This window comes from Streptomyces sp. NPDC104226 (assembly GCF_055584085.1).
In genome coordinates, this window is record NZ_JBVJMS010000009.1 from 144,442 (window position 1) to 169,340 (window position 24,899).

The 24,899-nt window shown below is 72.3% G+C and carries 19 protein-coding genes and 1 riboswitch; of the genes, 15 read left to right on the plus strand and 4 right to left on the minus strand.

The window, feature by feature from the left end; genetic code table 11:
- Window positions 1–7 precede the first annotated feature (7 nt).
- From ACZ60J_RS27215 to ACZ60J_RS27225, 3 genes are all read left to right on the plus strand, one after another.
- Entirely contained in the window at window positions 8–1,375 is a 1,368-nt protein-coding gene (locus tag ACZ60J_RS27215) for a M16 family metallopeptidase (RefSeq protein WP_469686163.1), read from the plus strand.
- 244 nt (window positions 1,376–1,619) lie between these two features.
- A riboswitch (cyclic di-AMP (ydaO/yuaA leader) is annotated at window positions 1,620–1,779 on the plus strand.
- 12 nt (window positions 1,780–1,791) lie between these two features.
- Complete coding sequence (locus tag ACZ60J_RS27220) at window positions 1,792–2,586, plus strand: M23 family metallopeptidase (RefSeq protein ID WP_469685776.1); 795 nt, start codon at window positions 1,792–1,794, stop codon at window positions 2,584–2,586.
- A 206-nt stretch (window positions 2,587–2,792) separates the two neighbouring features.
- Entirely contained in the window at window positions 2,793–3,458 is a 666-nt protein-coding gene (locus ACZ60J_RS27225) for a GntR family transcriptional regulator (protein ID WP_469685778.1), read from the plus strand.
- A 316-nt stretch (window positions 3,459–3,774) separates the two neighbouring features.
- On the opposite strand, the gene ACZ60J_RS27230 is transcribed toward ACZ60J_RS27225, so the two are convergent.
- On the minus strand, window positions 3,775–4,056 hold the full coding sequence (locus ACZ60J_RS27230) for an HPr family phosphocarrier protein (RefSeq protein ID WP_383938072.1): 282 nt from the start codon (window positions 4,054–4,056) through the stop codon (window positions 3,775–3,777).
- Window positions 4,057–4,240: 184 nt separating this feature from the next.
- Between ACZ60J_RS27230 and ACZ60J_RS27235 the strand changes: the two genes are divergently transcribed.
- From ACZ60J_RS27235 to ACZ60J_RS27285, 11 genes are all read left to right on the plus strand, one after another.
- Window positions 4,241–7,210: a bifunctional acetate--CoA ligase family protein/GNAT family N-acetyltransferase gene (locus ACZ60J_RS27235; RefSeq protein ID WP_469685779.1), complete on the plus strand. Its 2,970-nt coding sequence runs from the start codon at window positions 4,241–4,243 to the stop codon at window positions 7,208–7,210.
- A gap of 92 nt (window positions 7,211–7,302) precedes the next feature.
- Window positions 7,303–7,899 (plus strand): DUF5998 family protein, encoded by a 597-nt coding sequence (locus ACZ60J_RS27240; RefSeq protein WP_250746479.1) that lies wholly within the window; start codon window positions 7,303–7,305, stop codon window positions 7,897–7,899.
- Window positions 7,899–9,104, plus strand: a complete 1,206-nt coding sequence (locus ACZ60J_RS27245; protein ID WP_469685781.1) for an alkaline phosphatase family protein — start codon at window positions 7,899–7,901, stop codon at window positions 9,102–9,104. The genes ACZ60J_RS27240 and ACZ60J_RS27245 overlap by 1 nt, the downstream gene beginning before the upstream one ends.
- Before the next feature lie 59 nt (window positions 9,105–9,163).
- Window positions 9,164–9,814, plus strand: a complete 651-nt coding sequence (locus ACZ60J_RS27250; RefSeq protein ID WP_469685783.1) for a thymidine kinase — start codon at window positions 9,164–9,166, stop codon at window positions 9,812–9,814.
- A gap of 7 nt (window positions 9,815–9,821) precedes the next feature.
- Entirely contained in the window at window positions 9,822–9,986 is a 165-nt protein-coding gene (locus ACZ60J_RS27255; RefSeq protein WP_469685784.1) for a hypothetical protein, read from the plus strand.
- 155 nt (window positions 9,987–10,141) lie between these two features.
- On the plus strand, window positions 10,142–10,549 hold the full coding sequence (locus ACZ60J_RS27260) for a hypothetical protein (RefSeq protein WP_469685786.1): 408 nt from the start codon (window positions 10,142–10,144) through the stop codon (window positions 10,547–10,549).
- Window positions 10,549–11,112 carry a hypothetical protein gene (locus tag ACZ60J_RS27265; protein WP_469685787.1) on the plus strand — a complete coding sequence of 188 codons (564 nt, stop codon included), beginning with the start codon at window positions 10,549–10,551 and terminating at the stop codon, window positions 11,110–11,112. Before ACZ60J_RS27260 ends, ACZ60J_RS27265 begins: the two co-directional genes overlap by 1 nt.
- Complete coding sequence (locus ACZ60J_RS27270) at window positions 11,112–15,785, plus strand: putative T7SS-secreted protein (protein ID WP_469685789.1); 4,674 nt, start codon at window positions 11,112–11,114, stop codon at window positions 15,783–15,785. The genes ACZ60J_RS27265 and ACZ60J_RS27270 overlap by 1 nt, the downstream gene beginning before the upstream one ends.
- Before the next feature lie 2 nt (window positions 15,786–15,787).
- On the plus strand, window positions 15,788–16,477 hold the full coding sequence (locus ACZ60J_RS27275; RefSeq protein ID WP_469685791.1) for a CPCC family cysteine-rich protein: 690 nt from the start codon (window positions 15,788–15,790) through the stop codon (window positions 16,475–16,477).
- Window positions 16,478–16,595: 118 nt separating this feature from the next.
- On the plus strand, window positions 16,596–18,206 hold the full coding sequence (locus ACZ60J_RS27280) for an outer membrane protein assembly factor BamB family protein (RefSeq protein ID WP_469685792.1): 1,611 nt from the start codon (window positions 16,596–16,598) through the stop codon (window positions 18,204–18,206).
- 94 nt (window positions 18,207–18,300) lie between these two features.
- Window positions 18,301–19,320, plus strand: a complete 1,020-nt coding sequence (locus ACZ60J_RS27285; RefSeq protein WP_469685794.1) for a DUF8017 domain-containing protein — start codon at window positions 18,301–18,303, stop codon at window positions 19,318–19,320.
- A gap of 84 nt (window positions 19,321–19,404) precedes the next feature.
- Here ACZ60J_RS27285 and ACZ60J_RS27290 read toward each other — a convergent pair whose 3' ends face one another.
- From ACZ60J_RS27290 to ACZ60J_RS27300, 3 genes are all read right to left on the minus strand, one after another.
- Window positions 19,405–21,789: a proprotein convertase P-domain-containing protein gene (locus ACZ60J_RS27290; RefSeq protein WP_469685795.1), complete on the minus strand. Its 2,385-nt coding sequence runs from the start codon at window positions 21,787–21,789 to the stop codon at window positions 19,405–19,407.
- Window positions 21,790–22,106: 317 nt separating this feature from the next.
- Entirely contained in the window at window positions 22,107–22,703 is a 597-nt protein-coding gene (locus ACZ60J_RS27295) for an ankyrin repeat domain-containing protein (protein WP_469685797.1), read from the minus strand.
- A 51-nt stretch (window positions 22,704–22,754) separates the two neighbouring features.
- Window positions 22,755–23,366 (minus strand): GlcG/HbpS family heme-binding protein, encoded by a 612-nt coding sequence (locus ACZ60J_RS27300; protein WP_469685799.1) that lies wholly within the window; start codon window positions 23,364–23,366, stop codon window positions 22,755–22,757.
- Between the two features lie 286 nt (window positions 23,367–23,652).
- Here ACZ60J_RS27300 and ACZ60J_RS27305 point away from each other — a divergent pair, with 286 nt between their 5' ends.
- Window positions 23,653–24,819 carry a sensor histidine kinase gene (locus tag ACZ60J_RS27305; protein ID WP_469686165.1) on the plus strand — a complete coding sequence of 389 codons (1,167 nt, stop codon included), beginning with the start codon at window positions 23,653–23,655 and terminating at the stop codon, window positions 24,817–24,819.
- Window positions 24,820–24,899: the final 80 nt, after the last annotated feature.

A 24,899-nucleotide genomic window follows, 5' to 3' on the forward strand; every position in this document is an offset into this window, starting at 1 on the left:
CGTCACGATGACCTTCCACCCGCGCCCCGAGGCCGGCGAGCCGCAGCCGTGGGCCTTCCCGGCCCCCGAGCGCGGGGTCCTGGCCAACGGCCTGACCCTGCTGCGCTGCCACCGTCCGGGCCAGCAGGTGGTCGCGGTCGAGATCAACCTCGCCGCCCCGCTCGACGCGGAGCCCGAGGGCCTCGACGGCGTGGCCACGATCATGGTGCGCGCCCTGTCCGAGGGCACCGACAAGCGCTCCGCCGAGGAGTTCGCCGCCGAGCTGGAGCGCTGCGGCGCCACCCTCGACGCGCACGCCGACCACCCGGGCCTGCGGGTCTCCCTGGAGGTCCCGGCCTCCCGCCTGCACAAGGCGCTGGGACTGGTCGCCGAGGCGCTGCGCACGCCGGCCTTCGCCGACGCCGAGGTCGACCGCCTGGTGCGCAACCGGCTCGACGAGATCCCGCACGAGAGCGCCAACCCGCAGCGCCGCGCCGCCAAGCAGCTCTCGAAGGAGCTCTTCCCGGCCACCCTGCGGATGTCCCGCCCCCGTCAGGGCACCGAGGAGACGGTCGCCCGCATCGACTCGGCGGCCGTACGGGCCTTCTACGAGGCCCACGTGCGCCCCGCGACCGCCACCGCGGTGGTCGTCGGCGACCTGACCGGCATCGACCTGGACGCCGTCCTGGCCGACACCCTGGGCGCGTGGACCGGTGACACCACCGCCCCGCGTCCGGTCCCGCCGATCACCGCCGACGACACGGGCCGCGTGGTCATCGTGGACCGGCCCGGCGCGGTCCAGACGCAGCTGCTGATCGGCCGCATCGGCGCGGACCGGCACGACCGGGTCTGGGCGCCCCAGGTGCTCGGCACGTACTGCCTCGGCGGCACGCTCACCTCCCGGCTGGACAAGGTGCTGCGCGAGGAGAAGGGGTACACCTACGGCGTGCGCGCCTTCGGCCAGGTGCTGCGCTCCACCGCCGACGGCAAGGGCGCCTCGATGCTCGCCATCAGCGGCTCGGTGGACACCCCCAACACCGGCCCGGCCCTGGACGACCTCTGGACGGTGCTGCGCACCCTCGCGGAGGGCGGCCTGACCGACGCCGAACGGGACGTGGCCGTGCAGAACTTGGTGGGGGTTGCCCCGCTGAAGTTCGAGACGGCCGCCTCCGTCGCGGGCACCCTCGCCGACCAGGTCGAGCAGGAGCTGCCGGACGACTACCAGGCGCAGTTGTACGCGCGGCTCGCCGAAACCGGGACGGTGGAGGCCACTTCGGCGGTCGTCAACGCCTTCCCGGTGGACCGTCTGGTCACGGTCCTGGTCGGCGACGCCTCGCAGATCGAGGAGCCGGTGCGGGCCCTCGGGATCGGCGAAGTGACCGTGGTCGGCAACTGATCGTGGTCGTCGACTGACCGTCAGGTGATCTCCGGCGGGCCGTCAACCGGCCTGCCGCCCAAGGGGCTCCGGTGGCTTGTCCATCGGGGCCCCTTTTGTCCTTTATTTGGCCTTTAGTGGTGTGGTTGCTTGTATGCGGTGTGGCGTACGCAACAAAAGGGCGTGTCTGTTTGGCGATTGACTGATGATCCGCCTAGCGTCGGCCGTGCTGTCCGTCAGTTGTAACCGCCGCGTCCGCGGCACCGGGCAGCGATCGCCGAGTCCCCGTCAGGCGCGAGCCTGGGGAGCCGGGGACCCACTTGTGTCCCTGGGGTGAATCGGACCGCCTCGCAAGAGGGGGCCCGTAGGAGACCTTCCTGCTCCGAACCCGTCAGCTAACCCGGTAGGCGAGAGGGAAGGAAAGGATCAGCCCCTTCATGGCGTTTGGCAGTCGCGTTGCCGGCAAGCACCGTGGTTCGAGCCGTCTGAGCCGCAAGACCGCCGGTTATGCCGGTATAGCCGCCCTCGCCACCACCGGTGTCGTCGGCTCCCTGGCCGGTCCCGCGTTCGCCGCGGACCAGTCCCCCTCCATCGAGGACACCGGCAGCCTCAACACCATCGTGGTGGCCGACGAGCTCGCCGGTGACGTCGAGGCCCAGGCCCAGTCCCAGCAGCGGGCCGCCGAGGCCGCCGCCGCCAAGGCGCAGGCCGAGGCCGACGCCAAGCAGCGCGCCGCCGAGGCCAAGGCGAAGGCCGAAGCCCAGGCCAAGGCCGAGCGCGAGGCCGCCGAGCGCGCCGCCCGCGAAGAGGAGCGCAAGCGCCTCAACACCTTCGTGTCCCCGCTCGACGACACCTACGTCAGCACCCAGTACCACGCGGGTGGCGGCATGTGGTCCTCCGGCAGCCACACCGGCATCGACTTCCACGCCGCCTCCGGCACCGAGGTGCACGCCGTGGGCCTCGGCACCGTGGTCGAGGCGGGCTACGGCGGTGCGTACGGCAACAACGTCGTCATCAAGCACGCCGACGGCACGTACACCCAGTACGGCCACATGTCCTCGCTGAGCGTCTCCGTCGGCCAGCAGGTCACCCCGGGCCAGAAGATCGGCCTGTCGGGCTCCACCGGCAACTCCAGCGGCCCGCACCTGCACTTCGAGGCCCGCACCGGCGCCGACTACGGCACGGACATCAACCCGATCACGTACCTGCGCTCGCACGGCGTCACCGTCTGACCCGCTGCGCTGCACGCACCACGCGTCTTCCGCGAAGGCCCCGGCTCTTTGAGAGCCGGGGCCTTCGTCGTGCCACGTGATTCGCGTGTCGCGTTTCGAACTGCGCGATGTGAATGTTTCGCATTCCCGGCCGTCCTCGGAAATTATCGTGTGTTGCAATAGAGTCGCAACGCGCACAGCCATACGAAAAAGGCGGAGGTCCGGTCTTGCGTATTCCCGCGCACACGGTATGCACAGCGATCCGCGACGACATCGTCTCCGGGGTGTTCGGGCCCGGCGCCCGGCTGACCGAGGAGGTGCTGGCCCGCCGGTACGGGGTCTCGCGCGTCCCGGTGCGCGAGGCGCTGCGCACGCTGGAGTCCGAGGGGTTCGTGACCACCCGCCGGCACGCGGGCGCCTGCGTGGCCGAGCCGACCGAGCAGGAGGCCGCCGACCTCCTGGAGGTACGGATGCTCCTGGAGCCCCTCGCGGCGGCCCGGGCGGCCCGGCGGCGCAGCGAGGCCCACCTCAAGGTGCTGCGGGGCCTGGTCCGGCTGGGCCAGGAGCGGGCCAGGAGGGGGCAGGGGGAGGACCTGCGGTCCCTGGGCGGCTGGTTCCACGAGACGCTCTCCCAGGCCTCGGGCAGTCCCGGGCTCATCGCGCTGCTCACCCAGATGCGTCACAAGGTGGCCTGGATGTACGTGGTGGAGGCCCCGGTGCGGCCCGTGGAGTCCTGGGCGGAGCACGGCGCGATCGTGGACGCGGTGGCCCGTGGCGACGCCGAGCGGGCCCGGGCGCTGACCGCGGCGCACGTGGACCGGGCGGCGGGGGCGCACCGGATGCGCGTGAGGACTTTGCAACCTGCCGTAAACACGGCAAGCGTTCAGCATTAACAAACGCCGTATACAAAGGGGGGATATCCGGGGCGGGTAATTCTTTCCGTGTGCCCGGTGTCCCGCACGTCCCGCACGCCATTCCCGCCTGAATTCCGGCTGCCTGAATTCCGGCCGCCTTGATTCCGGCCGCCGGAACGGAGTGTGCCGGAATGGCGTGCGCCGGGAATCGGGTCGCGCCCCGAGGGCGGCGCACGCATGTCCGGCCGGACTCCCGTGCGGAAAGCAGCGAAGCCGTTGCCCCCGACCGTGGTGGTCGGGGGCAACGGCTTCGCCGTGCAAGTCAGGCAAGTCCTGCGGGTCGAACCCGAAGGGATCAGACGGTCTCGGGGAGCTCCTCGAGGCCCTCGGCGACCAGCTTCGCGAGGCGGTCCAGTGCGGCCTCGGCGCCGTCGGCGTCGGACGAGAGGACGATCTCCTCGCCACCCTGGGCGCCCAGGCCCAGGACCGCCAGCATGGAGGCGGCGTTGACGGGGTCGCCGCCGGCCTTCGCGATGGTCACCGGGACGCCGGAAGCGGTCGTCGCGCGGACGAAGATCGAGGCGGGACGAGCGTGCAGGCCCTCGGCCCAGCCGACGTTGACGCGGCGCTCTGCCATGGTGATGCCCTTCAGGTTCTTACGGGTTGTCTAGACCAGTCTCTCACGGCGTCCGGAATGGTCGAACCGACCTTCGGCCCGACTTTCCCGCCGTTCGACCTACCCAGCTTGCCCTGATTCGAGCCAGCTTGCCTGATGCGCCGCGCCCAGGCCACTCGAAGCGTTCGAGCCTTAAGGTGACCCCATGACGACCGCGTCCGACCCCTCGTACCCGGATCACTGGGAAGCCGACGTCGTCCTTCGGGACGGCGGTACCGCCCGGATCCGGCCCATCACGACCGAGGACGCGGGCCGTCTGGTCAGCTTCTACGAGCAGGTCTCGGACGAGTCCAAGTACTACCGGTTCTTCGCCCCCTACCCCCGGCTCTCCGACCGCGACGTCCACCGTTTCACGCACCACGACTACGTGGACCGGGTCGGTCTCGCCGCGATGATCGGCGGCGAGTTCATCGCCACCGTCCGCTACGACCGGATCGGCGCCGACGGCCGCTCGGCCACCGGACCCTCCGACGAGGCCGAGGTCGCCTTCCTCGTCCAGGACGCCCACCAGGGACGCGGGGTCGCCTCCGCCCTCCTCGAACACATCGGGGCGGTCGCCCGCGAACGCGGGATCCGCCGCTTCGCGGCCGAGGTGCTGCCGGCCAACAGCAAGATGATCAAGGTGTTCACCGACGCCGGGTACCAGCAGAAGCGCAGCTTCGAAGACGGCTCCGTCCACCTCACCCTCGACCTCGAACCGACCGCCGAGTCCCTCGCCGTCCAGCGCGCCCGCGAACAGCGCGCCGAGGCCCGCTCCGTCCAGCGACTGCTGTCCCCCGGCTCGGTGGCGGTGATCGGAGTCAGCCGCTCCCTCGCGGGCGTGGGCGCGGCGGCCCTGCGCAACTTGCGCGACAGCGGCTTCCACGGCCACCTCTACGCCGTCAACGAGGCGGTCACCCGAGACCTCCTCGACGGCGTACGGGCCTACCCCTCGCTCGGCGCCGTCGGCGCCCCGGTCGACCTCGCCGTCGTCGCGGTCCCGGCTGACCGGGTCCCGGACGCGGTGGCGGCCTGCGGCGAACACGGGGTGCAGGGGCTGGTCGTGCTCTCCGCCGGATACGGGGAGAGCGGCCCCGAGGGCATGGCCCGCCAGCGCGAACTGGTGCGCCAGGTGCGCTCGTACGGGATGCGGCTGATCGGACCGAACGCCTTCGGGGTGATCAACACGGCCCCCGAGGTGGAGCTGAACGCCTCCCTGGCCCCTGCGCCGGCCCCCGCGCGGGGCAGGGTCGGCCTCTTCACCCAGTCCGGGGCGATCGGCATCGCGCTGCTCTCCGGGCTGCTGCGGCGCGGGGAGGGGCTGTCCTCCTTCGTCTCCGCCGGGAACCGGGCCGACGTCTCCGGCAACGACATCCTCCAGTACTGGTACGACGACGAGGCGACCGACGTCGCGCTCATGTACCTGGAGACCCTGGGCAATCCGAGGAAGTTCACCCGGCTCGCCCGCCGCACCGCGGCCGTCAAGCCCGTGGTCGTCGCCAAGGGAGGCCGGCACACCCCCGCCGGACACGTGGTCCCCGGCACCCGGCTGCCCGAGGCGACGGTCTCGGAGCTGCTGCGGCAGGCCGGCGTCATCCGGGTCGACACGGTGACCGAGCTGGTGGACGTCGGCCTGCTCCTGGCCTCGCAGCCCGTACCGGCCGGCCCGCGGGTGGCCATCCTCGGCAACTCCGAATCGCTGGGAGTCCTCACCTACGACGCCTGCCTGACCGAGGGGCTGCGGCCGCTGCCGCCGCTCGACCTGACGACGGCCGCCTCGCCCGAGGACTTCCGTACGGCCGTCTGCGCCGCGCTGGCCTCGCCGGACACCGACGCCGTCGTCGTCACCGCGATCCCCTGGGTGAGCGAGCACGCACTCGCCGACGACCTCGCGGAGGCCCTGCGGGCGGCCGCCGCCGCGCACCCCGGCAAGCCGGTGGCGGTGGTCCACGTGGAGCTGGGCGCCCTCGCGGAGGCGCTCTCGGCGGCCACGGCACCGGCCGTCGCGGCGGACCTCGCGGACGCACTGCCCGCCACGCTGCCGACGCCCGCGACGGCCCTGGCGGCCCTGGGCTCCGTGCCGGCCGCCGACGCGGAGCCCGCCGCCGAAGCCGCGCCCTCCTCCGATGCGGAGCCCGCCGCCGAAGCCGCGCCCTCCTCCGATGCGGAGCCCGCCGCCGAAGCCGCGCCCGCCGCGGCGGCGCCCTTCCGGCCGGAGCAGGCGGCCGAGGGTCCGGGAGGCGCGGCCGTACCCGCTCCCGGAGCCGCCCGGATCCCGAGCTACCCCGCCGCCGAGCGGGCGGTCAAGGCCGTCGCCGAAGCCGTCCGGTACGGGCAGTGGCGCCGGGGCGTCGCCGAGGTCGGGCAGGTGCCCGAGTTCGAGGACATCGACGAGAGCGGGACCGCCGGGCAGCTCTCCCGCCTGCTGGCCGGCGTAGGGGAGGAGGAGGTGGCCACCCTGGACGACCCCGATGCCCGCGAGCTGCTCGCCCGGTACGGGATCCGGGTGCTCTCCACGCTCCCGGCCCCCAGCGCCGACGCCGCGGTCCGCGCCGCCGGGGTGCTCGGCTACCCCGTGGCGCTCAAGACCACCGCCCCGCACCTGCGCCACCGCGCCGACCTCGGCGGGGTCCGCCTCGACCTCACCACCGAGGCCGAGCTGCGCCGCTCGTACGAGGAGCTCACCCACGTGCTGGGCAAACCGCACGAGCTGCTCCCCGTGGTCCAGTCGATGGTCCCGCGGGGCGTCGACACCGTCATCCGCTCCGTCATCGACCCCGCCGCCGGAGCCGTCCTGTCCTTCGGGCTCTCCGGGGTCGCCTCCGAACTCCTCGGCGACACCGCCCACCGGCTGGTTCCCGCCACGGACAAGGACGCGGCGAGCCTGATCCGCTCGATCCGCACCGCCCCGCTGCTCTTCGGCTGGCGCGGCAGCGACCCCGTGGACACCCACGCCCTGGAGGAACTGCTCCTGCGCCTCTCCCGCCTCGTCGACGACCACCCCGAGGTCGTCGGCGTCGCCCTGGAGCCCGTCGTCGTCGCCACCGAGGGGCTGTCCGTGCTCAGCGCGACGGTCCGCGTCGCCCACCCGCCCGCCCGCGGCGACCTCGGCCCGCGGACCCTGCCCAGCTACTGAGGTCCCGGGCGCGGGTCCCGGGGGCGCGGGTCCCGAGTCGACGGGTCCCGGGGGCGGCCGAGGTGCCCCTTACGGGCCTTAGGATGGACCTCATGGCGAAATCCGGTACGACGACCCAGGGGCTGCGCACGGCGATCGAGCGCAGCGGCTACTACCCGGCCCTCGTGGCCGAGGCCGTGGAGGCCGCGGTGGGCGGCGAGCCGATTTCGTCGTACCTGGTCCACCAGGAGACGACCTTCGACTCCAACGAGGTGCGCCGGCACGTCACCGTGCTGGTCCTGACCGGCAACCGCTTCATCGTCAGCCACACCGACGAGCAGGCCGCCGACGCCGGTTCCCCGTCGCCGTACGCGACCACCTCCACCGAGTCGGTCAAGCTGGCCAGCATCTCCTCCGTCGTCCTCAGCCGCGTCGTGGCCAACCCGGAGTCCTACACCCCCGGCACCCTGCCCCGCGAGGTCGTCCTGACCATCGGCTGGGGCGCGGTCTCGCGCATCGACCTGGAGCCCGCCGCCTGCGGCGACGCCAACTGCGACGCCGACCACGGCTACACCGGCAACTCCACCGCCGACGACCTCAGCCTGCGCGTGAGCGAGGCCGGCGACGGCCCGGAGGCGGTCCGCCAGACCCTGGTCTTCGCGCAGGCACTCAGCGAAGCGACCGCGGCCACGTCCACCCCCGCCCGCTGATGGCGTACTCCGCCGCGCAGGGCTGGCAGGACGAGCCCGAGCTGCTGGACCTGGCCGGTGCCCCGGTGCCGCACTACGGCACCGGCTCGCTCGCCGACCTGCTGCCCACCCTCGTGGCAGGCCAGGGCGTACCCGGCTTCGAGGCCTCCATCGCCGAGCTGACCCCGGCCGACCGGAACTGCGTGTTCCTGGTCGACGGCATGGGCTGGGAACAGATCAAGGCCCACCCGGACGAAGCCCCGTACCTCACCTCCCTCCTCTCCAGCTCGCGCGGCGGCACCGGCCGCCCGATCACCGCGGGCTTCCCGGCGACCACCGCCACCTCGCTGGCCTCCGTCGGCACCGGCCTGCCGCCCGCGCGGCACGGCCTGCCCGGCTACACCGTGCGCAACCCGGCCACAGGCGAACTGATGAACCAGCTCCGCTGGCACCCCTGGACCTCGCCCAAGCCCTGGCAGCCGTACCCGACGGTCTTCCAGCAGGCCGACGCGGCCGGAGTGGCCACGGCGCAGGTGTCCTCGCCCGCCTTCCAGACCACCCCGCTCACCAAGGTCGCGCTGAGCGGCGGTACCTTCCTCGGCCGGATGACCGGCGAGGAGCGCATGGACCTCGCGGCCGAGCGCCTCGCGGCCGGCGACCGCTCGCTCGTGTACACGTACTACAGCGAGCTCGACGGGGCCGGCCACCGGCACGGCGTCGACTCCGACGCCTGGCGCGGCCAGCTCATGTACGTCGACCGCCTCGTGCAGCGCCTCGCCGAACAGCTCCCGCCGCGCACGGCCCTGTACGTGACGGCCGACCACGGCATGGTGGACGTCCCCTTCGACGAGGACTCCCGCATCGACTACGACGACGACTGGGAACTCGGCGCGGGCGTGGCCCTGCTGGGCGGCGAGGGCCGGGCCCGGCACGTGTACGCCGTACCGGGCGCCGAGGCCGACGTCCTGACCGTCTGGCGCGAGGTGCTCGGCGACCGCTTCTGGGTGGCGAGCCGCGAGGAAGCCCTGGAACTGGGCTGGTTCGGGGCACCGGGCGCATGCGACGAGCGGGTCCTCGGCCGCATCGGGGACGTGATCGCGGCCGCCCAGGCCGACGTGGCGATCACCGCCTCGCGCGCCGAGCCCAACGAGTCGGCCCTCGCGGGCATGCACGGCTCGATGACCCCGGCCGAGCAGCTCGTCCCGCTGCTCGAAATCCGCTCCTGACCCACCCGCCGCCGCCCCCACCTCCCCGCACCCTCGCTTCGAAAGGCGCTGTACTCCCCATGCCCGAGCTGGTGTTCTTCTCCGGAACGATGGACTGCGGAAAGAGCACCCTGGCTCTCCAGATCGCCCACAACCGTGACGCGCGGGGCCTGCAGGGCGTGATCTTCACCCGTGACGACCGTGCGGGGGAGGGCAAGCTGTCCTCCCGCCTGGGCCTGGTGACGGAGGCGGTGGAGGCGCCGGAGGGCATGGACCTGTACGCGTACGTGGTGGCCCGGCTCTCGGCGGGCGGCAAGGCGGACTACGTGATCGTGGACGAGGCGCAGTTCCTGGAGCCCGCCCAGATCGACCAGCTGGCGCGCATCGTGGACGACCTCGGCATGGACGTCTTCGCCTTCGGCATCACCACGGACTTCCGCACGAAGCTCTTTCCCGGCTCGCAGCGCCTGATCGAGCTGGCGGACCGCCTGGAGCAGCTCCAGGTGGAGGCCCTGTGCTGGTGCGGGGCCCGCGCCACCCACAACGCCCGCACGGTCGGCGGGGAGATGGTCGTCGAAGGCGCCCAGGTGGTGGTCGGTGACGTGAACCGCCCGGCGGAGGAGATCGGCTACGAGGTCCTGTGCCGCCGCCACCACCGCAAACTGATGACGTCGGCCTCCGCCCACGCGGGCGCGCTGTCCCCGGACGTCCTCCCGGTCAACCACGGCTGATCGTCCGGTGACGTCGGTGACGCTCCTCGTCATCTCGGTCGAGAGCGCTGAAGCCTCACGGGCCGTGTGCGTGGTGCGGAGCCTGTACGGCTCCGCACGCATCTGCCTCGTCGGGTCCGGCGCCGGTGCGCTGAGGGCCGGGCAAGCCCTGGCGGCGCAGGAACCGAGCTGACCGGACCTCCGGATCGGCCGCTCCCGGGAGTCGGCGGATGGCCCACGCGACCTCGTCGTGAGAGGCAGGGAGACTCGGGGGGCCCGGGGGAACCGAAGGCGCTCCCGATAACGTGTTTCTCCAGGACGCTGCCCGGCGCTGGAGGGATGCACGCCATGGAACTGACCGGAGAAATCGCCGCAATACGGGACGGTCGGGGCGATCCGGCCCGGCTGCTCGGTGAGTTCCGTCGGGCGGTGCTGCTCGTTCCGATCCCGGACGGCCCCGGGGGAGGGCTGATGTCAGGCCTGTCGGGCGGCATTCGCTGGATCTACGCGTTCACGGACGAGGAGTCCATGGCGCGGTTCGCGCACGCACGCGGGGAACTCGACCGGGACTGGCCGTACCTGTCGGTACTCGGTGCACGCCTTGTGGACGCGGTGGTTCCCGAGGTGCAGGAGCCGGCAGGGGTGGTGGTGAACGTGGCGGACGATGACGGTTCGATGTTCTTCCCGCCGGTCGGGGGAATCGTTCCGGACGCTGCTGCGGTGGATCTCGTACCTGGTGACGGGGAGGCCGTCTGATGGCGGGTGACGGGGATCTCGAGGTCTCGCCGGCGGCGGTCAAGAACATCCGGGACGGTCTGCGGGCGGCGATCGGGGAGCTGCGGGAGTCCTCGGACGCGGCGGGTGCGTCGCAGGGCGCCGGCTTCTCCGATCTGTCGATGACGGGGATGGAAGCCGGGCACGCGGGCCTGGCCACCGACTTCGAGGACTTCTGCGAGCGCTGGGAGTGGGGCGTGCGGAGCCTGGTGCAGAACGCGAGCGCCCTGGCCGGGAACCTGGGGATCGCTGCGGGCACGGTGTGGGAGGAGGAGCAGTACGTCGAGGGCGCGTTCAAGGTGGTGGCGAACGCGGCGTACGGCAATCCGCACGCGAGCGAGGACGAGATCGAGCAGAAGGGCTGGGGGGACATCTTCTCCGCGGACGTCTACAAGCCCGACTACAGCGCCGAGTCCTTCGAGAAGGGCGCCGAGCAGATGAAGCAGACCTGGTCGGACACGGGGGACCAGCTGACGTCGACGGGGAAGATCGGTTCGTTGAACGACCTGCTGGAGCAGGCGAAGCGTGACGCGGGGGAGCGCTGATGGGCCTGGGGGACTTCGTACCGGATTTCATCGAGGACGGGATCGAGAAGGGCACCGAGAAGGTCGGTGACTTCGTCGAGTGGGCCGGTGACAAGACGGCCGACCTCGCCGAGAACGTCGGTCTGGACGACGCCGGGGACTGGATCCGCGACAAGAGCCGCTCGGCGGCGAACCAGCTCGGTGCGGACGTCTCCGAGATGGAGCTGGGGCAGACCGAGGACCCGAACAAGCTGGTCTACGGCAGTGTGTCGAAGATCCGTGCGCAGGTGTCCCACCTGAACGACTTCAAGGCCTCCTTCGACAAGGTCGGCAACGGTCTGAAGGGGATGGGCGAGCCGGACGGCCTGAAGGGCGCGACGGCGGACTCCTTCCGGGAGGCGGTGTCGAAGGAGCCGCCGCGCTGGTTCAAGGCGGCCGAGGCCTTCGGGAAGGCCGCCGACGCGATGGGCCGGTTCGCGGAGACGGTGGAGTGGGCGCAGGGCCAGGCCAAGGAGGCCCTGGAGGAGTACAACCGGGCGAAGAAGGTCTCCACCGAGGCCCGCAACGCGCACAACAAGCTGGTCGACACCTACAACGACGCACTGAAGGCGAAGCAGGATCCGCTGCCGCCCCGCCCCTCGGAGAAGTTCACCGACCCGGGGACGGCGATCGCGACGGCCGCGCAGGACAAGCTCGACAGCGCCCGCAAGCAGCGCAACGACGTCGCGGAGACGGTCCGTACGGCGGTGCGTGCGGCGCGGGACGCGGCTCCGCCGAAGCCCTCGTACGCGAAGCAGCTCGGCGACGGCATGGACTATCTGGACCTCGCCAAGACGCACCTGGCGGGCGGTGTCCTCAAGGGCACGGCCGGCCTGGCGAACTTCGCGCGTGCGCTGAACCCGATGGACCCGTACAACCTGACGCACCCGGCCGAGTACGTGACCAACCTGAACTCGACGGCCGCGGGCCTGGTCACGATGGTCAACGACCCGCTCGGTGCGGGCAAGCAGATGCTCGACGAGTTCATGAAGGACCCCTCCGAGGGCATCGGCAAGATGATCCCGGAACTCGTCGGCTCCAAGGGGCTGGGAGGTTTGAAGAAGGTCGGCTCGGCCGCCAGGCACGCCGACGACCTCAAGGGTCCGGGCCGCACCGGTCTGGACAAGGACGGGCCGCACCAGCGGGAGAAGCCGGACTGTGAGAAGCGGTGCGACGGTACGGACCCGGTGGACCTGGCGACCGGCCGGATGTTCCTGCCGCAGACCGACATCGTCCTGCCGGGGACCCTGCCCCTGGTCTTCACCCGCCGTGCCGAGTCCGGGTACACGGCCGGCCGCTGGTTCGGCCCGAGCTGGTCCTCCACCGTCGACGAACACCTGGAGATCGACCCCGAGGGCGTCGTCCTGGTCACCGCCGACGGTTTGGTCGTTCCGTACCCGCATCCCGCCCCGGGGGTCCCGGTGTTCGCGACCAGCGGTCCCCGGTGGTCGCTGGACCGCACCCCGGAGGGCGACTACGCCGTCACCGACCCGGCCACGGGGCGTACCCGGTTCTTCACCGTTCCCGTTCCCGCTCCCGCCGACGTCGTGGATCTCGGTGACGTCGGCGGAGACGGACGTGCGGTCATCGACCGCATCGAGGACCGCAACGGCAACACGATCACCTTCGAGTACGACGCCGAGGGCACCCCGCTGGGCATCGCCCACAGCGGCGGCTACCACCTGCGCCTGGACACCGCCGATGGCCGGGTCACTGCCCTCCACCTGACCGGCGGCCCACGCGTGCTCGCGTACGGCTACACCGACGGGAACCTCACCGAAGTCGTCAACTCCTCCGGCCTGCCGCTGCGCCTCGCCTACGACGAGCGCGGCCGCATCACCTCCTGGACCGACACCAACGACCGCCGCTTCACCTACGCGTACGACGACCGGGACCGGTGTGTCGCCGAAGGCGGCGCCGACGGGCAGCTGGCCCTCACCCTCACCTACGACACGGTCGACCCGGGGACCGGGCTGCGCGTCACCACGACCACCACGGGTGAGGGCCACGTCCGCCGGTACCTGATCGACGACGCCTACCGTGTGGTCGCATCGATCGACGCGCTCGGCGCGGTCGCGCGCCATGCGTACGACCGGCGTGGCCTGCCGGTCATGGAGACGGACGCGCTGGGCCGCACCACGCGGCGCTCGTACGACGAGCGCGGTCTGCTCACGGCCCTGGAGCGGCCGGACGGGCGAGTGGGCAGGATGGAGTACAACGACCTCGGTCTCCCCACACGGGTGGTGAACCCGGACGGCCGGGTGTTCCGCCAGACCTACGACGAGCGGGGCAATCGCACGTCGATGACCTCGCCGACCGGTTCGACGACCGTGCTGGAGCACGACGAACGGGGCTCTCTGGTCACGCAGACGAACCCGCTGGGAGCCGTCGTCCGCATCGAATCCGATGCCGCGGGCCTGCCGTACCGGGTGACGGACCCGCTCGGTGCGGTCACTCGCTTCGAACGGGACGCTTTCGGGCGGGTCGTGCGCTTCACGGACCCGCTGGGCACGGTCACCCGGATGGAGTGGACGGTGGAAGGCAAGCCGTCCCGCCGGATCGCCCCGGACGGCACCGAGCAGTCCTGGACGTACGACGGCGAGGGCAACTGCCTCACCCACACGGACGCGGCAGGTGGAACGACGGCGTACGAGTACACCGACTTCGACTTGATGTCGGCGCGCACCACCCAGGACGGGGCGCGGTACGAGTTCGCCTACGACGCCGAACTGCGGCCGGTGCGGGTGACCGCCCCGCACGGTGCCGAGTGGACCTACTCCTACGATGCCGCGGGCCGGCTGGTGTCGGAGACGGACTTCGACGGCCGGACCGTGGGCTCCGTCCACGACGCCGCCGGGCAGCTCTCGTCCCGGACGGACAGCCGCGGCCAGGTGGTGTCCTTCGAGCGCAACGCACTGGGGCAGGTGATCCGCAAGGAGACCTCGGACGGCGTCACGACGTACGAGTTCGACGTCTTCGACGAGGTGGCCGCGGTCACCTCCCCGGACGGTTCCACCCTGGCCAGGCTGCGGGACCGGCACGGCAAACTGCTCTCGGAGACCGTGGACGGCCGGACGCTCTCGTACACCTACGACGAGCTCGGCAGGCGTGTGGGACGCACGACACCCACGGGTTCCCGGAGCCTTTGGACGTTCACCGCCGACGGCCGCCGCGGGGAACTCACCACGTCCGGCCGGACCCTCGCCTTCACGCGCGATGCGGCGGGCCGCGAGGTGAGCCGTACCGTCGGATCGGCCCTCACGGTGGCTCAGCGGTTCGACGAGCAGGGGCGGTTGACCGGACAGCACGTCCTCGGCGGGGACGGCGCCCTCCTCCAGCGCCGTGGGTACGCCTACCGGGGCGACGGGTTCGTGACGGGGATCGAGGACGCCCTGAACGGCGACCGGGCGTTCACCCTCGACGCGACCGGCCGGGTCACGGCGGTGGACGCGGAGGGCTGGTCGGAGCGCTACGCCTACGACGAAGCGGGCAATCAGACCTCGGCGTCCTGGCCGGATGCCCATCCCGGAGAAGAGGCGCGGGGCGACCGCGTGTACACGGGCACCCGGATCACCCGGGCGGGCCGGGTGCGCTACGAGCACGACGAGCGGGGCCGGGTGGTTCTCCGGCAGCGGACCCGGCTGTCCCGCAAGCCGGACACCTGGCGCTACGAGTGGGATGCGGAGGACCGGCTCGCGGCCGTCGTGACCCCGGACGGCACGCGCTGGCGCTACCGCTACGACGCTCTGGGCCGGCGCACGGCCAAGCAGCGCCTCGCGGTGACCGGCGGGGTGCCACACGTCGTGGAGGAGACCCTCTTCACCTGGGACGGAACGACGCTGTGCGAGCAGACGACGGTCGTCGGCGGCCCGGGAACGCCGGCGGTGACCCTTACCTGGAACCACGACGGCCACCACCCGCTCACCCAGACGGAACGCGTGGGAGACGCCTCGCAGGAGGTGGTGGACGAGCGGTTCTTCGCGATCGTCACCGACCTGATCGGCACCCCGAAGGAGCTGGTCGGGGAGGACGGGAAGATCGCCTGGCGCACCCGTGCGACGGTGTGGGGCGCCACCACGTGGAACCGCGACGCGCAGGCCTACACGCCGCTGCGTTTCCCGGGGCAGTACTTCGACGCGGAATCCGGTCTGCACCACAATTTCTTCCGGACGTACGATCCGGAAACCGCCCGCTACCTCTCCCCGGACCCCCTCGGCCTCCGGCCGGCCCCCAATCCCGTCGCCTACGTCGGCAATCCCTTCACCCGCTTCGACCTTCTGGGCCTCGCTCCGGATCCGGATTGCGAAGAGCTCGACGCACAGATCAAGAAGGCGCGCGAGAGCTGGACCAGCCCGGCGAGCCTGAGCCGGCACTACGGTGACCACGGCCGGGACCTGAACATCTACGACGAGGACGACTACGCGATGGCGGCCGACGACTTGATGTCCGGATCGAAGCCGCCGGGCGTCAGGGAGAAGGAGTCCTTGATGGAGGGCAAGGTGTACCGCTGGAATCCGGAGACCAACGAATTCGGAACCAAGGACTTGAAGACCGGAAAGATCATCACCTATTTCGACAGTTCCATCCGGCGTGACGGCACGTCCTCGGACGCCAATGCCAGACGGTACTGGGACGATCAACCAGGACTGGAGTGAGAGTGGCGACAGGCGCATCACCCTGCATCGTCTGCGGGAACCTGACCGTGGGGGTGCAGGGCAACCACGAGATCTGTCCCGTCTGCGGATGGCAGGACGACGGCGGAGACTACCGGGATCCCGACCTGTACGTGGGGGGACCGAACCACGTCACGCTGCGCGAGGCCCGGCGGAACTACGAGGAGTTCGGAGCCAGCGAACGGCGGCGCGTCGGGCGGGTCCGGCCGCCGATGCCCGAGGAGGTCCCTCCCCCGGAGGCCGAGGGTGCCGGGACGCCATCGAGTTGGCTCGACTTCGTCGACAACCCCGAGATCATCCGGGAGGTCTACGGGGAGCAGCCCGTGCCGGAACTCGACGGGGTCACAGTCCGCGAAGTCAGCTGGCACGGGGAGGGGTCGCCGTCGCTCCTCGTCCGCTTCGACCTGGCGACGTACCCCGAGGCTCCGCCCCTCGCATGGGTCCGGAGCCGCTTCGACACGGCCCAGGTGGAACTCCGTCTCCTCGATGCGGCAGCCGCGTTCGAGGCCGGCCAGGACAGCGGTCCCGTCGGGAGCATCACCTTCGACAGGGGGGAGGCGGCCCCGGTCCGTTTCACGCTGGACGCGGAACGGTTCCGTGCCAGGGCGAACGCCCGGCGTGCGGTCATCCACCGCGTGTCCGGGCACCTGGGGAGCGGACCTCGCGAAGAGTAGCCCGCGGCCTTCCCGGGCTTGGCGGTGGATGCCCGCGTGCGCGAGGGAGACGTACGGTGGCGGGAAGTAGTCCGGAAAAGCATCCCGGTTCGGCGGTCCCCACAGCCACACTGACCCCATGACCCGTCGCGACTTCGACGAACTGCCGGACCCGGAGCGGCAGCCGCAGGCAGTCCAGCCGGGCTACGGCTCGGTCTACCGGACGCCACGGCCCGGATCGGGTCCCGTGCCGGGCAATCCCTACGCGCAACCGCCGGTGCAGGCGGCGGACTTCGTACGCCCGCCCGGCCGCGGCCTGCGGGGGAGGACCGGCGTGCTGGTGGCGACCCTGGTCGCGGCCCTGCTCGCCCTCGGCGGCGGCTCGTACGTCCTGCTGCGCGACGGCTCCGGCGACGCCGGGGACGGTGACACCGCCGCCCCCGCCCCCGCCGCGTCCGTGGACCAGGGGGACGGCCAGGGCCCCGGCGGTCCCCCGTTCGTCTTCGACCCCAACGCCGGGATCCAGCCGGGCGAGGGACGGGTCTGGCTGGTGTCGAACCGGACCGAACTGGGCGGCTCCGGTGCCCCGCAGCACGGCCCCTGGCGCGTGGGGGACGCCGTGGTCAAGGCGATGTACAAGGAGGTCACCGCCTACACCGCGACCGACGGCAAGGAGAAGTGGAAGCTTGCCCTCACCACACCGCTGTGCGGAGTCCCGGAGGGTCCCGCCCCGAACGGGAAGATCGTCGTCGGGGTCCGCGAGAAGGACAGCACGACCTCCCAGTGCACCCACCTCCAGCAGGTCGACCTCGCCACGGGCCAGACGGGCTGGAAGCTGGAGATACCGAAGGAGAAGGCCTTCGACCGGGCTCAGGACCTGCGGCTGGCCATCTCGGGGGACACCGTCGCGGTGGCGCGTGCCGCGGTCGTGAGCGGCTTCTCGGTCACCGACGGGCACAAGCTCTTCGGTACGCCGAGCAGCGGCTGCGCCCCCGCGACGGTCGGCGGCGGCGCTGCCAGGCTGGTGCTCGTACGCGACTGCTTCGGCCAGAGCACGGCCGACCGGCAGTCGGTGATCGAGGAGATCGACCCGGCGACCGGCGCCGCCAAGTGGAGCCACACCTACGCGAAGGGCTCGAACCTCGGCCAGATCCTGTCCGTGGACCCGCTCGTCGTCAGCACCTACGCCACACAGGAGAAGGTCTGGAGCATCACGGCCTTCGCCGCTGACGGCACGGTCCGCTCGCAGACCAATGCCGCCTTCGGAGTCGGCAAACGGTGCAACGGCTGGGGCAGCGGCAGCGGCGACCTGCACGACTGCAACGCGGCCGTGGCCGATGCGGACACCCTCTACATCGCGGGCGGCACACCCGACACCACGTACCCGCTGGACGTCGACAAACCCGACGAGGTGATCGCGGTCGACCTCGCCACCGGCCAGGTGAAGTGGCGCACGAAGGAGCCCGACGGCCGCGTCATGTTCCCGCTGGCCATCGAGGAGGGGAAGGTCGTCGTCTACGTCGACACGGGCAAGGGCCTGTCCGCCGCGATGGCGGCCATCCCGACGGGCGGGGGCCCGCCCCAGACGTTCCTGCAGAGCCCGCGGATCGCCAAGGGGCCCGAATCCGCCTTCTACGCCTCCAGCATGCGGCTGTCCTGGGTCGAGGGACGCGTCTTCCTGCTCAACGGGTCCGTCCACAGCCCGGAGCCGAGGAAGGTGGACCACTCACTGCTGTCCTTCGGGAAGTAGGCCGGGGGACACCGGCGGAAGGGGTGGCCGGATCCGCGCACTCCCCGCCCCCGAAGCGTGACGAGCGGCGGCCGCCGCCCTAGTGTTGCGCGCCATGTGGCCAGGACAGCAGACGCCCGCTGGAGACCAGAGCGGCCAGAACCCGGGGCAGAACCCGTACCGGCAGCCGGTTCCCGGACAGCAGGGCGCCCCCACCGGCCCCTACGGACCGGGCGTATCCGGCCGGCCCTGGCAGAGCGCCGCGCCCGGTACGCACCAGCCGTACCCGTCCGGCGCGCCGACTCCGCCTCCCGGACCGGCACCGCGTTCCGCGCCCCGGCGCAAGGCAGTCGTCGCGATGTCGGTGACGGTGGCTGCGGCGGTGGCCGTCGCGGTGACCGCCGCGGTCCTCGTCCGGGACGGCGACGGGCCGGACGGCGCCGGGGGGCCGGCTTCCCCCGTACCCGGCTCCGGTTCCCCGTCCGGCTCCGTGTCTCCGGGAGCCCCGGGCACCGTGAAGCCGACGGTCAAGGGCTGGAAGGCCGTGGTGAATCCGGCGCACGGCACCGCCTTCGACGTACCGCCGGACTGGGAGGTCCTGGAGCCGCAGGTCTTCAGCGGCTTCTCGGACGACAAGGACCCCGACAAGCCGGCGATCGGGCACACCGCGCCCGCCTTCTTCAAGAAGAAGTGGTGCAGCCTGGATGCCAACGGCGACGGCTACGTCAACGACATCGCGCTCGCGTCCACCGGTACGAAGGGCGCCGACGGCGCGAAGACCACCGACGAGGTCGCGGAGAAGACGGCCACGGCCTGGGCGTACTCCGCGTTCGCATCCCCGGACAAGGACGCCGTCACGTGGGACGAGCCCGTGGCCTACACGACCAAGGCCGGGGTCAAGGGGAGTTACGTGAAGGCCCGCACCGAGGGCGCCAAGAAGGACCACAAGTGCGCGGGGGACGGTTGGGCGATCGCCTTCGGATTCAAGAACTCCAAGGGAGACTTCGTCGCCTGGGACTTCTACGGCCGGTCGGGCGTCCCGGGAGCCATCCGCGACGACCTGGTCATGCGCATCCTCAGCACGGTCCGCCTCTCCGGCGATCCGGTCGAGGAAACCGCCCCTTCGTCTCCGTGAACGGGCCCGGCCCGCAGTGCGTACGGGATGCGGCAGCGGCCCCCGGCGGGGATGCCGGGGGCCGCGCGTGCGGAAGTGGTGCGGTCAGAACTTCAGGGTCCAGTGGTCGAGCGTCCCGGAGGAACCGGCCGAGATGTCCTCGACCCGGAGCTTCCAGACCCCGCTCGCCGGGGAAGCGGAGGCGTCCACCGTGTAGATCTGCTGGATCACGCCCTGGCCCTCGTCCTCGACGGACTCCTTGACCGCGTACACCTTGCCGTCCGGGGCGACCAGGTTGACGTCCAGGTCACCGCGCCAGGCGTGGGTGGCGTGCACGTACACCTGGAGGTTCTTCGGCGCGTTGCCCGCGATGCCGGCGACGGTCACCGGGACCTCGACGGTGCCCGGGTCGGGGACCGAGTGCGGGGTCTGCACCTCGTACGCGGGGAACGTCATCGACCAGGCGTTGAGGGTGCCGACGGAGCCGGTGTACGGGTCGGAGACCTTCAGCATCCATGCGCCGTCCGCCGGCGAGGCGGAGGCGTCCACCCGGTAGGTCTCGCGGAGCACCCCGCCGTTCTCGGTGGCGGCGGTGGAGTCGGAACGCAGCGGGTAGGTCCGGCCGTCCGGGGAGAGCAGGTCGATCCGGACGTCGCCGCGCCACTCGTGGGTGATGTCCACGGCGACCTGCAGGGCGGCCGGGGCCTGGCCGCCGATGCCGGCCACCGTGAGGCCGGAGGTGACCGAACCGCCGTCCGGGACACTGAGGTTGCCGGTCATCGCGAAGGGCGTGGGGAAGTCCAGCGACCAGCCGAGGAGGGTGCCCGTGGAGCCGGCCGAGGTGTCCTGCACCTGCAGCTTCCACGTGCCGGAGGCGGGGGAGGCGGAGGCGTCGACGGTGAAGCCGCCGAGCGCGCCGGCCCCCTCGGTGCCGGAGGTGGACTTCAGGCGGTACAGCTTCCCGTCGGGGGCCACCAGGTCGATCTTGAGGTCACCGCGCCAGGGGTGGGTGCCCTCCAGCTCGACCCGGAGCGCCTTGGGCGCGTTGCCGGGTACTCCGGTGACGGTCAGCGGGGCCTCCACGGTGCCCGGGTCCGGGATCGGGCGGTCGGTGTCGTCGAAGACCCGGGAGGGGCGCGGCCGGGCGGCCGGCGCCGGCTCCGGGGCGGGCGTACCGGCGACGGCCTTGCCGAGGTCGGTCCGGGGGGTCACGGCCCCGGTGTACGTGATCGGCGTACCGGTGGTGCCCAGCGTCGCCACCAGGTCCCCGATGCTCTTCGCCGGGTACTTCTGGCGCAGCACCGCGAGGGAACCCGCCACGTGCGGGGCCGCCATCGAGGTGCCGCTCTTCGCCGCGTAGCCGCCGCCCGGGACCGAGGACACCACGGCCGCGCCGGGCGCCATCACGTCGAGCAGCGGGCCGCGGTTGCTGAACGTGGCCACCTGGTCGTCGTTGGTCGTCGCGCCCACCGTCACCGCCGACGGGACGCAGCCGGGGGCGTTGACCGCGTCGCCGTAGCCGTTGTTGCCGGCCGCGACCACCGTCGCCACGCCCACCGCGTACAGGCCGTCGATCGCGGCCTTGCGGGGGTCGGCGGTGCAGGCCGTGGTCCAACGGCCCGCGCCCAGGGACATGTTGGCCGCGACGATGTCCATGCCGGACTGCTTCAGTGCGTAGACCTTCTCCAGCGCCTTGATCTGCGAGCTGGTGAAGCTCAGCACGCAGGGGCTCTTGCCGGCGCCGCAGTAGGCGTCGGAGTTGACGCGGGAGAAGACCTGCATCGCCACGATGTTCGCGCCCGGGGCCACCCCGCGCTTCGGGGCGCCGCTCAAGCCCGTCCCGTTGCCGGCGGCTATGCCCGCCACGTGCGTGCCGTGCGAGCAGCCCGCGCCCAGTTCCGCGCAGCTTCCGGCATCGGCGTCGGCGCTGCCGGCGCCCTCCTGGGCGGCCGTGCCGTTCGGGCAGAGGCTGGTCGCGCCGTAACTCTCGTCGTTCACCGAGAAGCAGGCCTCGGCCGTCACCCGGCCGCTCAGGAAGGGGTGGTTCTTCGCGACACCGGTGTCGATCACCGCGACCGCGGTGCCCGCCCCGGTGGCACCGGCGGCGAACGCCTTGTCCGCGCCGATCCGGACCGTCGAGTCGTCCAGCATCGGGGGCACCGGGACGTCCTCCGTCACGCTCACCACGTCGGGGTTGGAGCGGAGCGCGGTGAGTCCCGCCCGGTCCACCGTGAGGGTGACCATCGGCAGCCGGTCGTACGCCACCTCCGTCTCGCCCGCCGCGGCGGCCGCGGCCACGTCGGAGCGGGTCTGGGTGACCACGTTCACCCGGACCGTGCCGGTGCCGTCGGTCCCGGCCTCCAACGCCGGGTCCACCGGGACCTCTTCGGCCGCTGCCGGGGCCGCCCCGACCAGGGGCACCAGGCCCGCCGGCAGGGCGCCGAGCAGGAGGCCCGCGGCCATCGCGACGGCCACAGCAGATCTCTTCACGACAGGCTCCAGGAAGTAGGCACCGAGCGGGCGGTGCCGCGGCGGCAATGAGGGGGAGAACGGGCAACCCGCCTCGGTCCGCCGTCCCCCGGGGTGGGGGACGGGGCGCGGGCGCCGGTTGCTCGATCAGATTGCCGCAGGTGAAAGGGGTGTTCCAGGGTTCCTGGGTGTCCTGGAATCGACATGTCCTACACAGGACAGAGCGTGCTCGGACGCGTCCGCCGTGGCCTGCCCCGCCCCTTCGTCAGCCCCCTGGCCCGTCCCTTCGCCTGCCCCCTGCCCCGCCCGTTCGCCCGCCCCCGTGCCCGCGCCCGTTCCTACCGTACGGACCTGAGCAGGCCGGCGATCTGCGCGAATCCGCGGCGTTCCGCGTGCTCTAGCGCGGTCACGCCGTCGCCGTCCGGAAGGTGCGGCGCGGCGCCTGCGGTGATGAGCAGTTCCACGATCTCCTGATGCGCGCGGCCGCCGTCGCCGAGGATGACGGCTTCGAGCAGTGCGGTCCAGCCGAGCCGGTTGACGTGGTCGACGTCGATGTCGGTTTCCCGGAGCAGGGCCCGGACGTAGTCGACGTGGCCGCGTTCGGCGGCGGGGATCAGGGCGATGCCGCCGAAGCGGTTGCGCAGGGTGAGGTCGGGGCGGGCCGGGAGCAGGGTGCGCATCATGCGGACGCTGCCGGTGACACCGGTGACCAGCCAGGCGCTGTCGTCGCGGTCGTCCTGGGCGTCCGGGTCGGCGCCGGCGGCGACGAGGATCTCGGCCACCGCCACGTGGTCGTCGAGGGCCGCGAGCAGCAGCGGGGTGCGGCGGTGTTCGTCGCGGGCCTCTATGTCGGCGCCGGCGGCGAGCGCCGCGCTCACGGCATCGGCGTCGCCCTCGGCGGCGGCGGCCAACAGGCCTTTGTCGGCAGCGGGCATGGGGTCCTCCTCGGATGGGTCGGGTCGAGTTGCGCCGTCAGGCTCGCACGGCTACTTGTTCAGCGCCGCGACACCGGCCAGGGCGAACTTCTCGTCCAGGTCGCCGGAGGGCGCGCCCGCGACACCGATGCCCGCGACGGGGGCGTTCTTCGCGGTGACCGGGGCGCCGCCGCCGAGGAAGAGGGTGCCGGGGATGTCCTTCAGGGCCGGCGTCTGGGCGAGGCGGCCGGCGAGCACCGAGGTCGGGGCGTTCCAGGACACGGCGGTGTAGGCCTTGCGCTGGGCGGCGTCGTAGGACTGCGGGCCGGCTCCGTCGCCGCGGAGCGTGACGATGGTGTTGCCGTTGCGGTCCACCACCGCGACGGTGACGCGCTGGTTCTCCTTCTTCGCGGCATCGAGCGCCGTCCGGGCGGCCTTCGTGGCGGCGTCGATGGTCAGGTGCGTCGACTCGGTCAGGTTCTTGTTCTTGGCGTCCGTCTTCGCGTTCGTCTTCGCGTCCGTCGTCGCATCGGCCTGGGCGGCCGGGGCAGGGGCCGCGGCGGGGGCCTGGACCGGGGCCGCGCTGGCGGCGTAGGCACCGAAGCCGCCGAGGGCGAGGGCCGCGACCAGGGCGCCGCCGGTGATCGCACGGGTGCGCTGGGAGACCTTCTTGACCTGCTTCATGGGGACCGGCTCCTCGATGGGGGTGGGGGCCGTCCGTTCCGGTTGCCCCGCTCTGACACCAATCCTGGGTCCGGAGGCGGCCCCGGACCGTCGACTGGGCGGCTGTGCGCGGCGGGCAGGAGGGGGACACGCGGGTCATCCGATCGGTCGACCCCGGCACGGTTCCGCTCGGCGACAATGTCGCTGTTTGCCCAGTTCCGGGACCCTATGTCAAGAGGTGTACGTGCGGCCCGACCCCAGCGCCCCCTCCGGCAGCGATCCTGACGACCGGTGGCTGGCGCTGGTCATGCGCGTCACCTTCTTCGTGCTGATCGGCACCTCGATGGCCCGGTTCGTCCAGCGCCACACCCAGGAAGCCCGCGCCCCCTGGGTGATCGCCCTCGCCGTCGCGCTCGCCGTCCTCTACCTGCTGGGCCCCGCCACCGAGGCCAAGGCGCACCCCGCCCGCGGCCGCGCCCCGTGGCCTGCGGCCCCGCGGCTGGCCTGGCTGGGCATGGTCGTCACCGTGTGGGCCGTCCTCGTCCTCCTCGCGCCCAGCTTCGCGTGGGTCGCGGTCCCCCTCTTCTATTCCGTGCTGCGCACCCTGCCGCCCGTGGCCGCGTACGTCCTCGTCGCCTTCCTCACGCTCCTCGTGATCTTCGCGCAGCTGACGCTGGCCCCCCGCTTCAACCTCGACCTGGTGATCGGACCGGCCGCCGTTTCCGCGCTCACCACCGCCGTCTTCCTCCACATGCAGCGGCAGGCCGCCCGCCAGCACGCCCTCATCGACGACCTGGTCCGCACCCGCCGCGAGCTCGCCGCCACCGAGCGCCGCGAAGGCACCCTCGCCGAACGCCAACGGCTGTCCATGGAGATCCACGACACGCTCGCCCAGGGCCTGTCCAGCCAGCAGATGCTGCTCCAGGCCGCCGACCGGACCTGGGACGCCGACCCGGCCAAGGCCCGCGGCCATGTCCGTGCCGCCGCGTCCATCGCCGAGCTCAACCTCGCCGAGGCCCGCCGCTTCGTGCACGACCTCGCACCCGCCGACCTCGCCCACGGCGGTGGCCTCGACGCCGCGCTGCACGCCCTCGCGGAACGGGAATCCGGAGCCGGACTCACGGTACGGGTCCACATCGACGCGGGCGGGCGGACCGTCCCGCTGCCCGAGCGCGTGCAGTCCGCACTGCTCCGCATCGCCCAGGGCGCGCTGGCCAACGTACGGGAGCACTCCGGCGCCACCGCTGCGGCGCTCACCCTCACCCGGCTGGACGACCAGGTCGTCCTCGACGTGGCCGACAACGGGCACGGGTTCGACCCCACCGCCCTCCCCGAGGCCCCTTCGGGCGTGCGCGGACACGGAGTTCCGGCGATGCGGGCCCGGATGCACCAGCTCGGCGGAACCCTGGCCATCGAGTCGGCCCCCGGAGAGGGCGCCGTCCTGACCGCCGTCGTCCCGCTCCCCGGCCCCTGAGAAGCGAACGGCACCGGCTGGCCGGGAGCTACGGCTCCGCATGCATCGGGACGCTCCGCCTGCGAGGTCGGCCCCGTCGG

What these genes read in the sequence shown, in the direction of transcription:
- ACZ60J_RS27300 (WP_469685799.1), bottom strand. Translation starts at nt 23,366, where the DNA reads ATGAAGCAGGTCAAGAAGGTCTCCCAGCGCACCCGTGCGATCACCGGC.
- ACZ60J_RS27285 (WP_469685794.1), top strand. Translation starts at nt 18,301, where the DNA reads ATGTGGCCAGGACAGCAGACGCCCGCTGGAGACCAGAGCGGCCAGAAC.
- ACZ60J_RS27265 (WP_469685787.1), top strand. Translation starts at nt 10,549, where the DNA reads ATGGCGGGTGACGGGGATCTCGAGGTCTCGCCGGCGGCGGTCAAGAAC.
- ACZ60J_RS27260 (WP_469685786.1), top strand. Translation starts at nt 10,142, where the DNA reads ATGGAACTGACCGGAGAAATCGCCGCAATACGGGACGGTCGGGGCGAT.
- ACZ60J_RS27240 (WP_250746479.1), top strand. Translation starts at nt 7,303, where the DNA reads ATGGCGAAATCCGGTACGACGACCCAGGGGCTGCGCACGGCGATCGAG.
- ACZ60J_RS27250 (WP_469685783.1), top strand. Translation starts at nt 9,164, where the DNA reads ATGCCCGAGCTGGTGTTCTTCTCCGGAACGATGGACTGCGGAAAGAGC.
- ACZ60J_RS27230 (WP_383938072.1), bottom strand. Translation starts at nt 4,056, where the DNA reads ATGGCAGAGCGCCGCGTCAACGTCGGCTGGGCCGAGGGCCTGCACGCT.
- ACZ60J_RS27220 (WP_469685776.1), top strand. Translation starts at nt 1,792, where the DNA reads ATGGCGTTTGGCAGTCGCGTTGCCGGCAAGCACCGTGGTTCGAGCCGT.
- ACZ60J_RS27215 (WP_469686163.1), top strand. Translation starts at nt 8, where the DNA reads ATGACCTTCCACCCGCGCCCCGAGGCCGGCGAGCCGCAGCCGTGGGCC.
- ACZ60J_RS27245 (WP_469685781.1), top strand. Translation starts at nt 7,899, where the DNA reads ATGGCGTACTCCGCCGCGCAGGGCTGGCAGGACGAGCCCGAGCTGCTG.
- ACZ60J_RS27235 (WP_469685779.1), top strand. Translation starts at nt 4,241, where the DNA reads ATGACGACCGCGTCCGACCCCTCGTACCCGGATCACTGGGAAGCCGAC.
- ACZ60J_RS27280 (WP_469685792.1), top strand. Translation starts at nt 16,596, where the DNA reads ATGACCCGTCGCGACTTCGACGAACTGCCGGACCCGGAGCGGCAGCCG.
- ACZ60J_RS27305 (WP_469686165.1), top strand. Translation starts at nt 23,653, where the DNA reads ATGCGCGTCACCTTCTTCGTGCTGATCGGCACCTCGATGGCCCGGTTC.
- ACZ60J_RS27270 (WP_469685789.1), top strand. Translation starts at nt 11,112, where the DNA reads ATGGGCCTGGGGGACTTCGTACCGGATTTCATCGAGGACGGGATCGAG.
- ACZ60J_RS27295 (WP_469685797.1), bottom strand. Translation starts at nt 22,703, where the DNA reads ATGCCCGCTGCCGACAAAGGCCTGTTGGCCGCCGCCGCCGAGGGCGAC.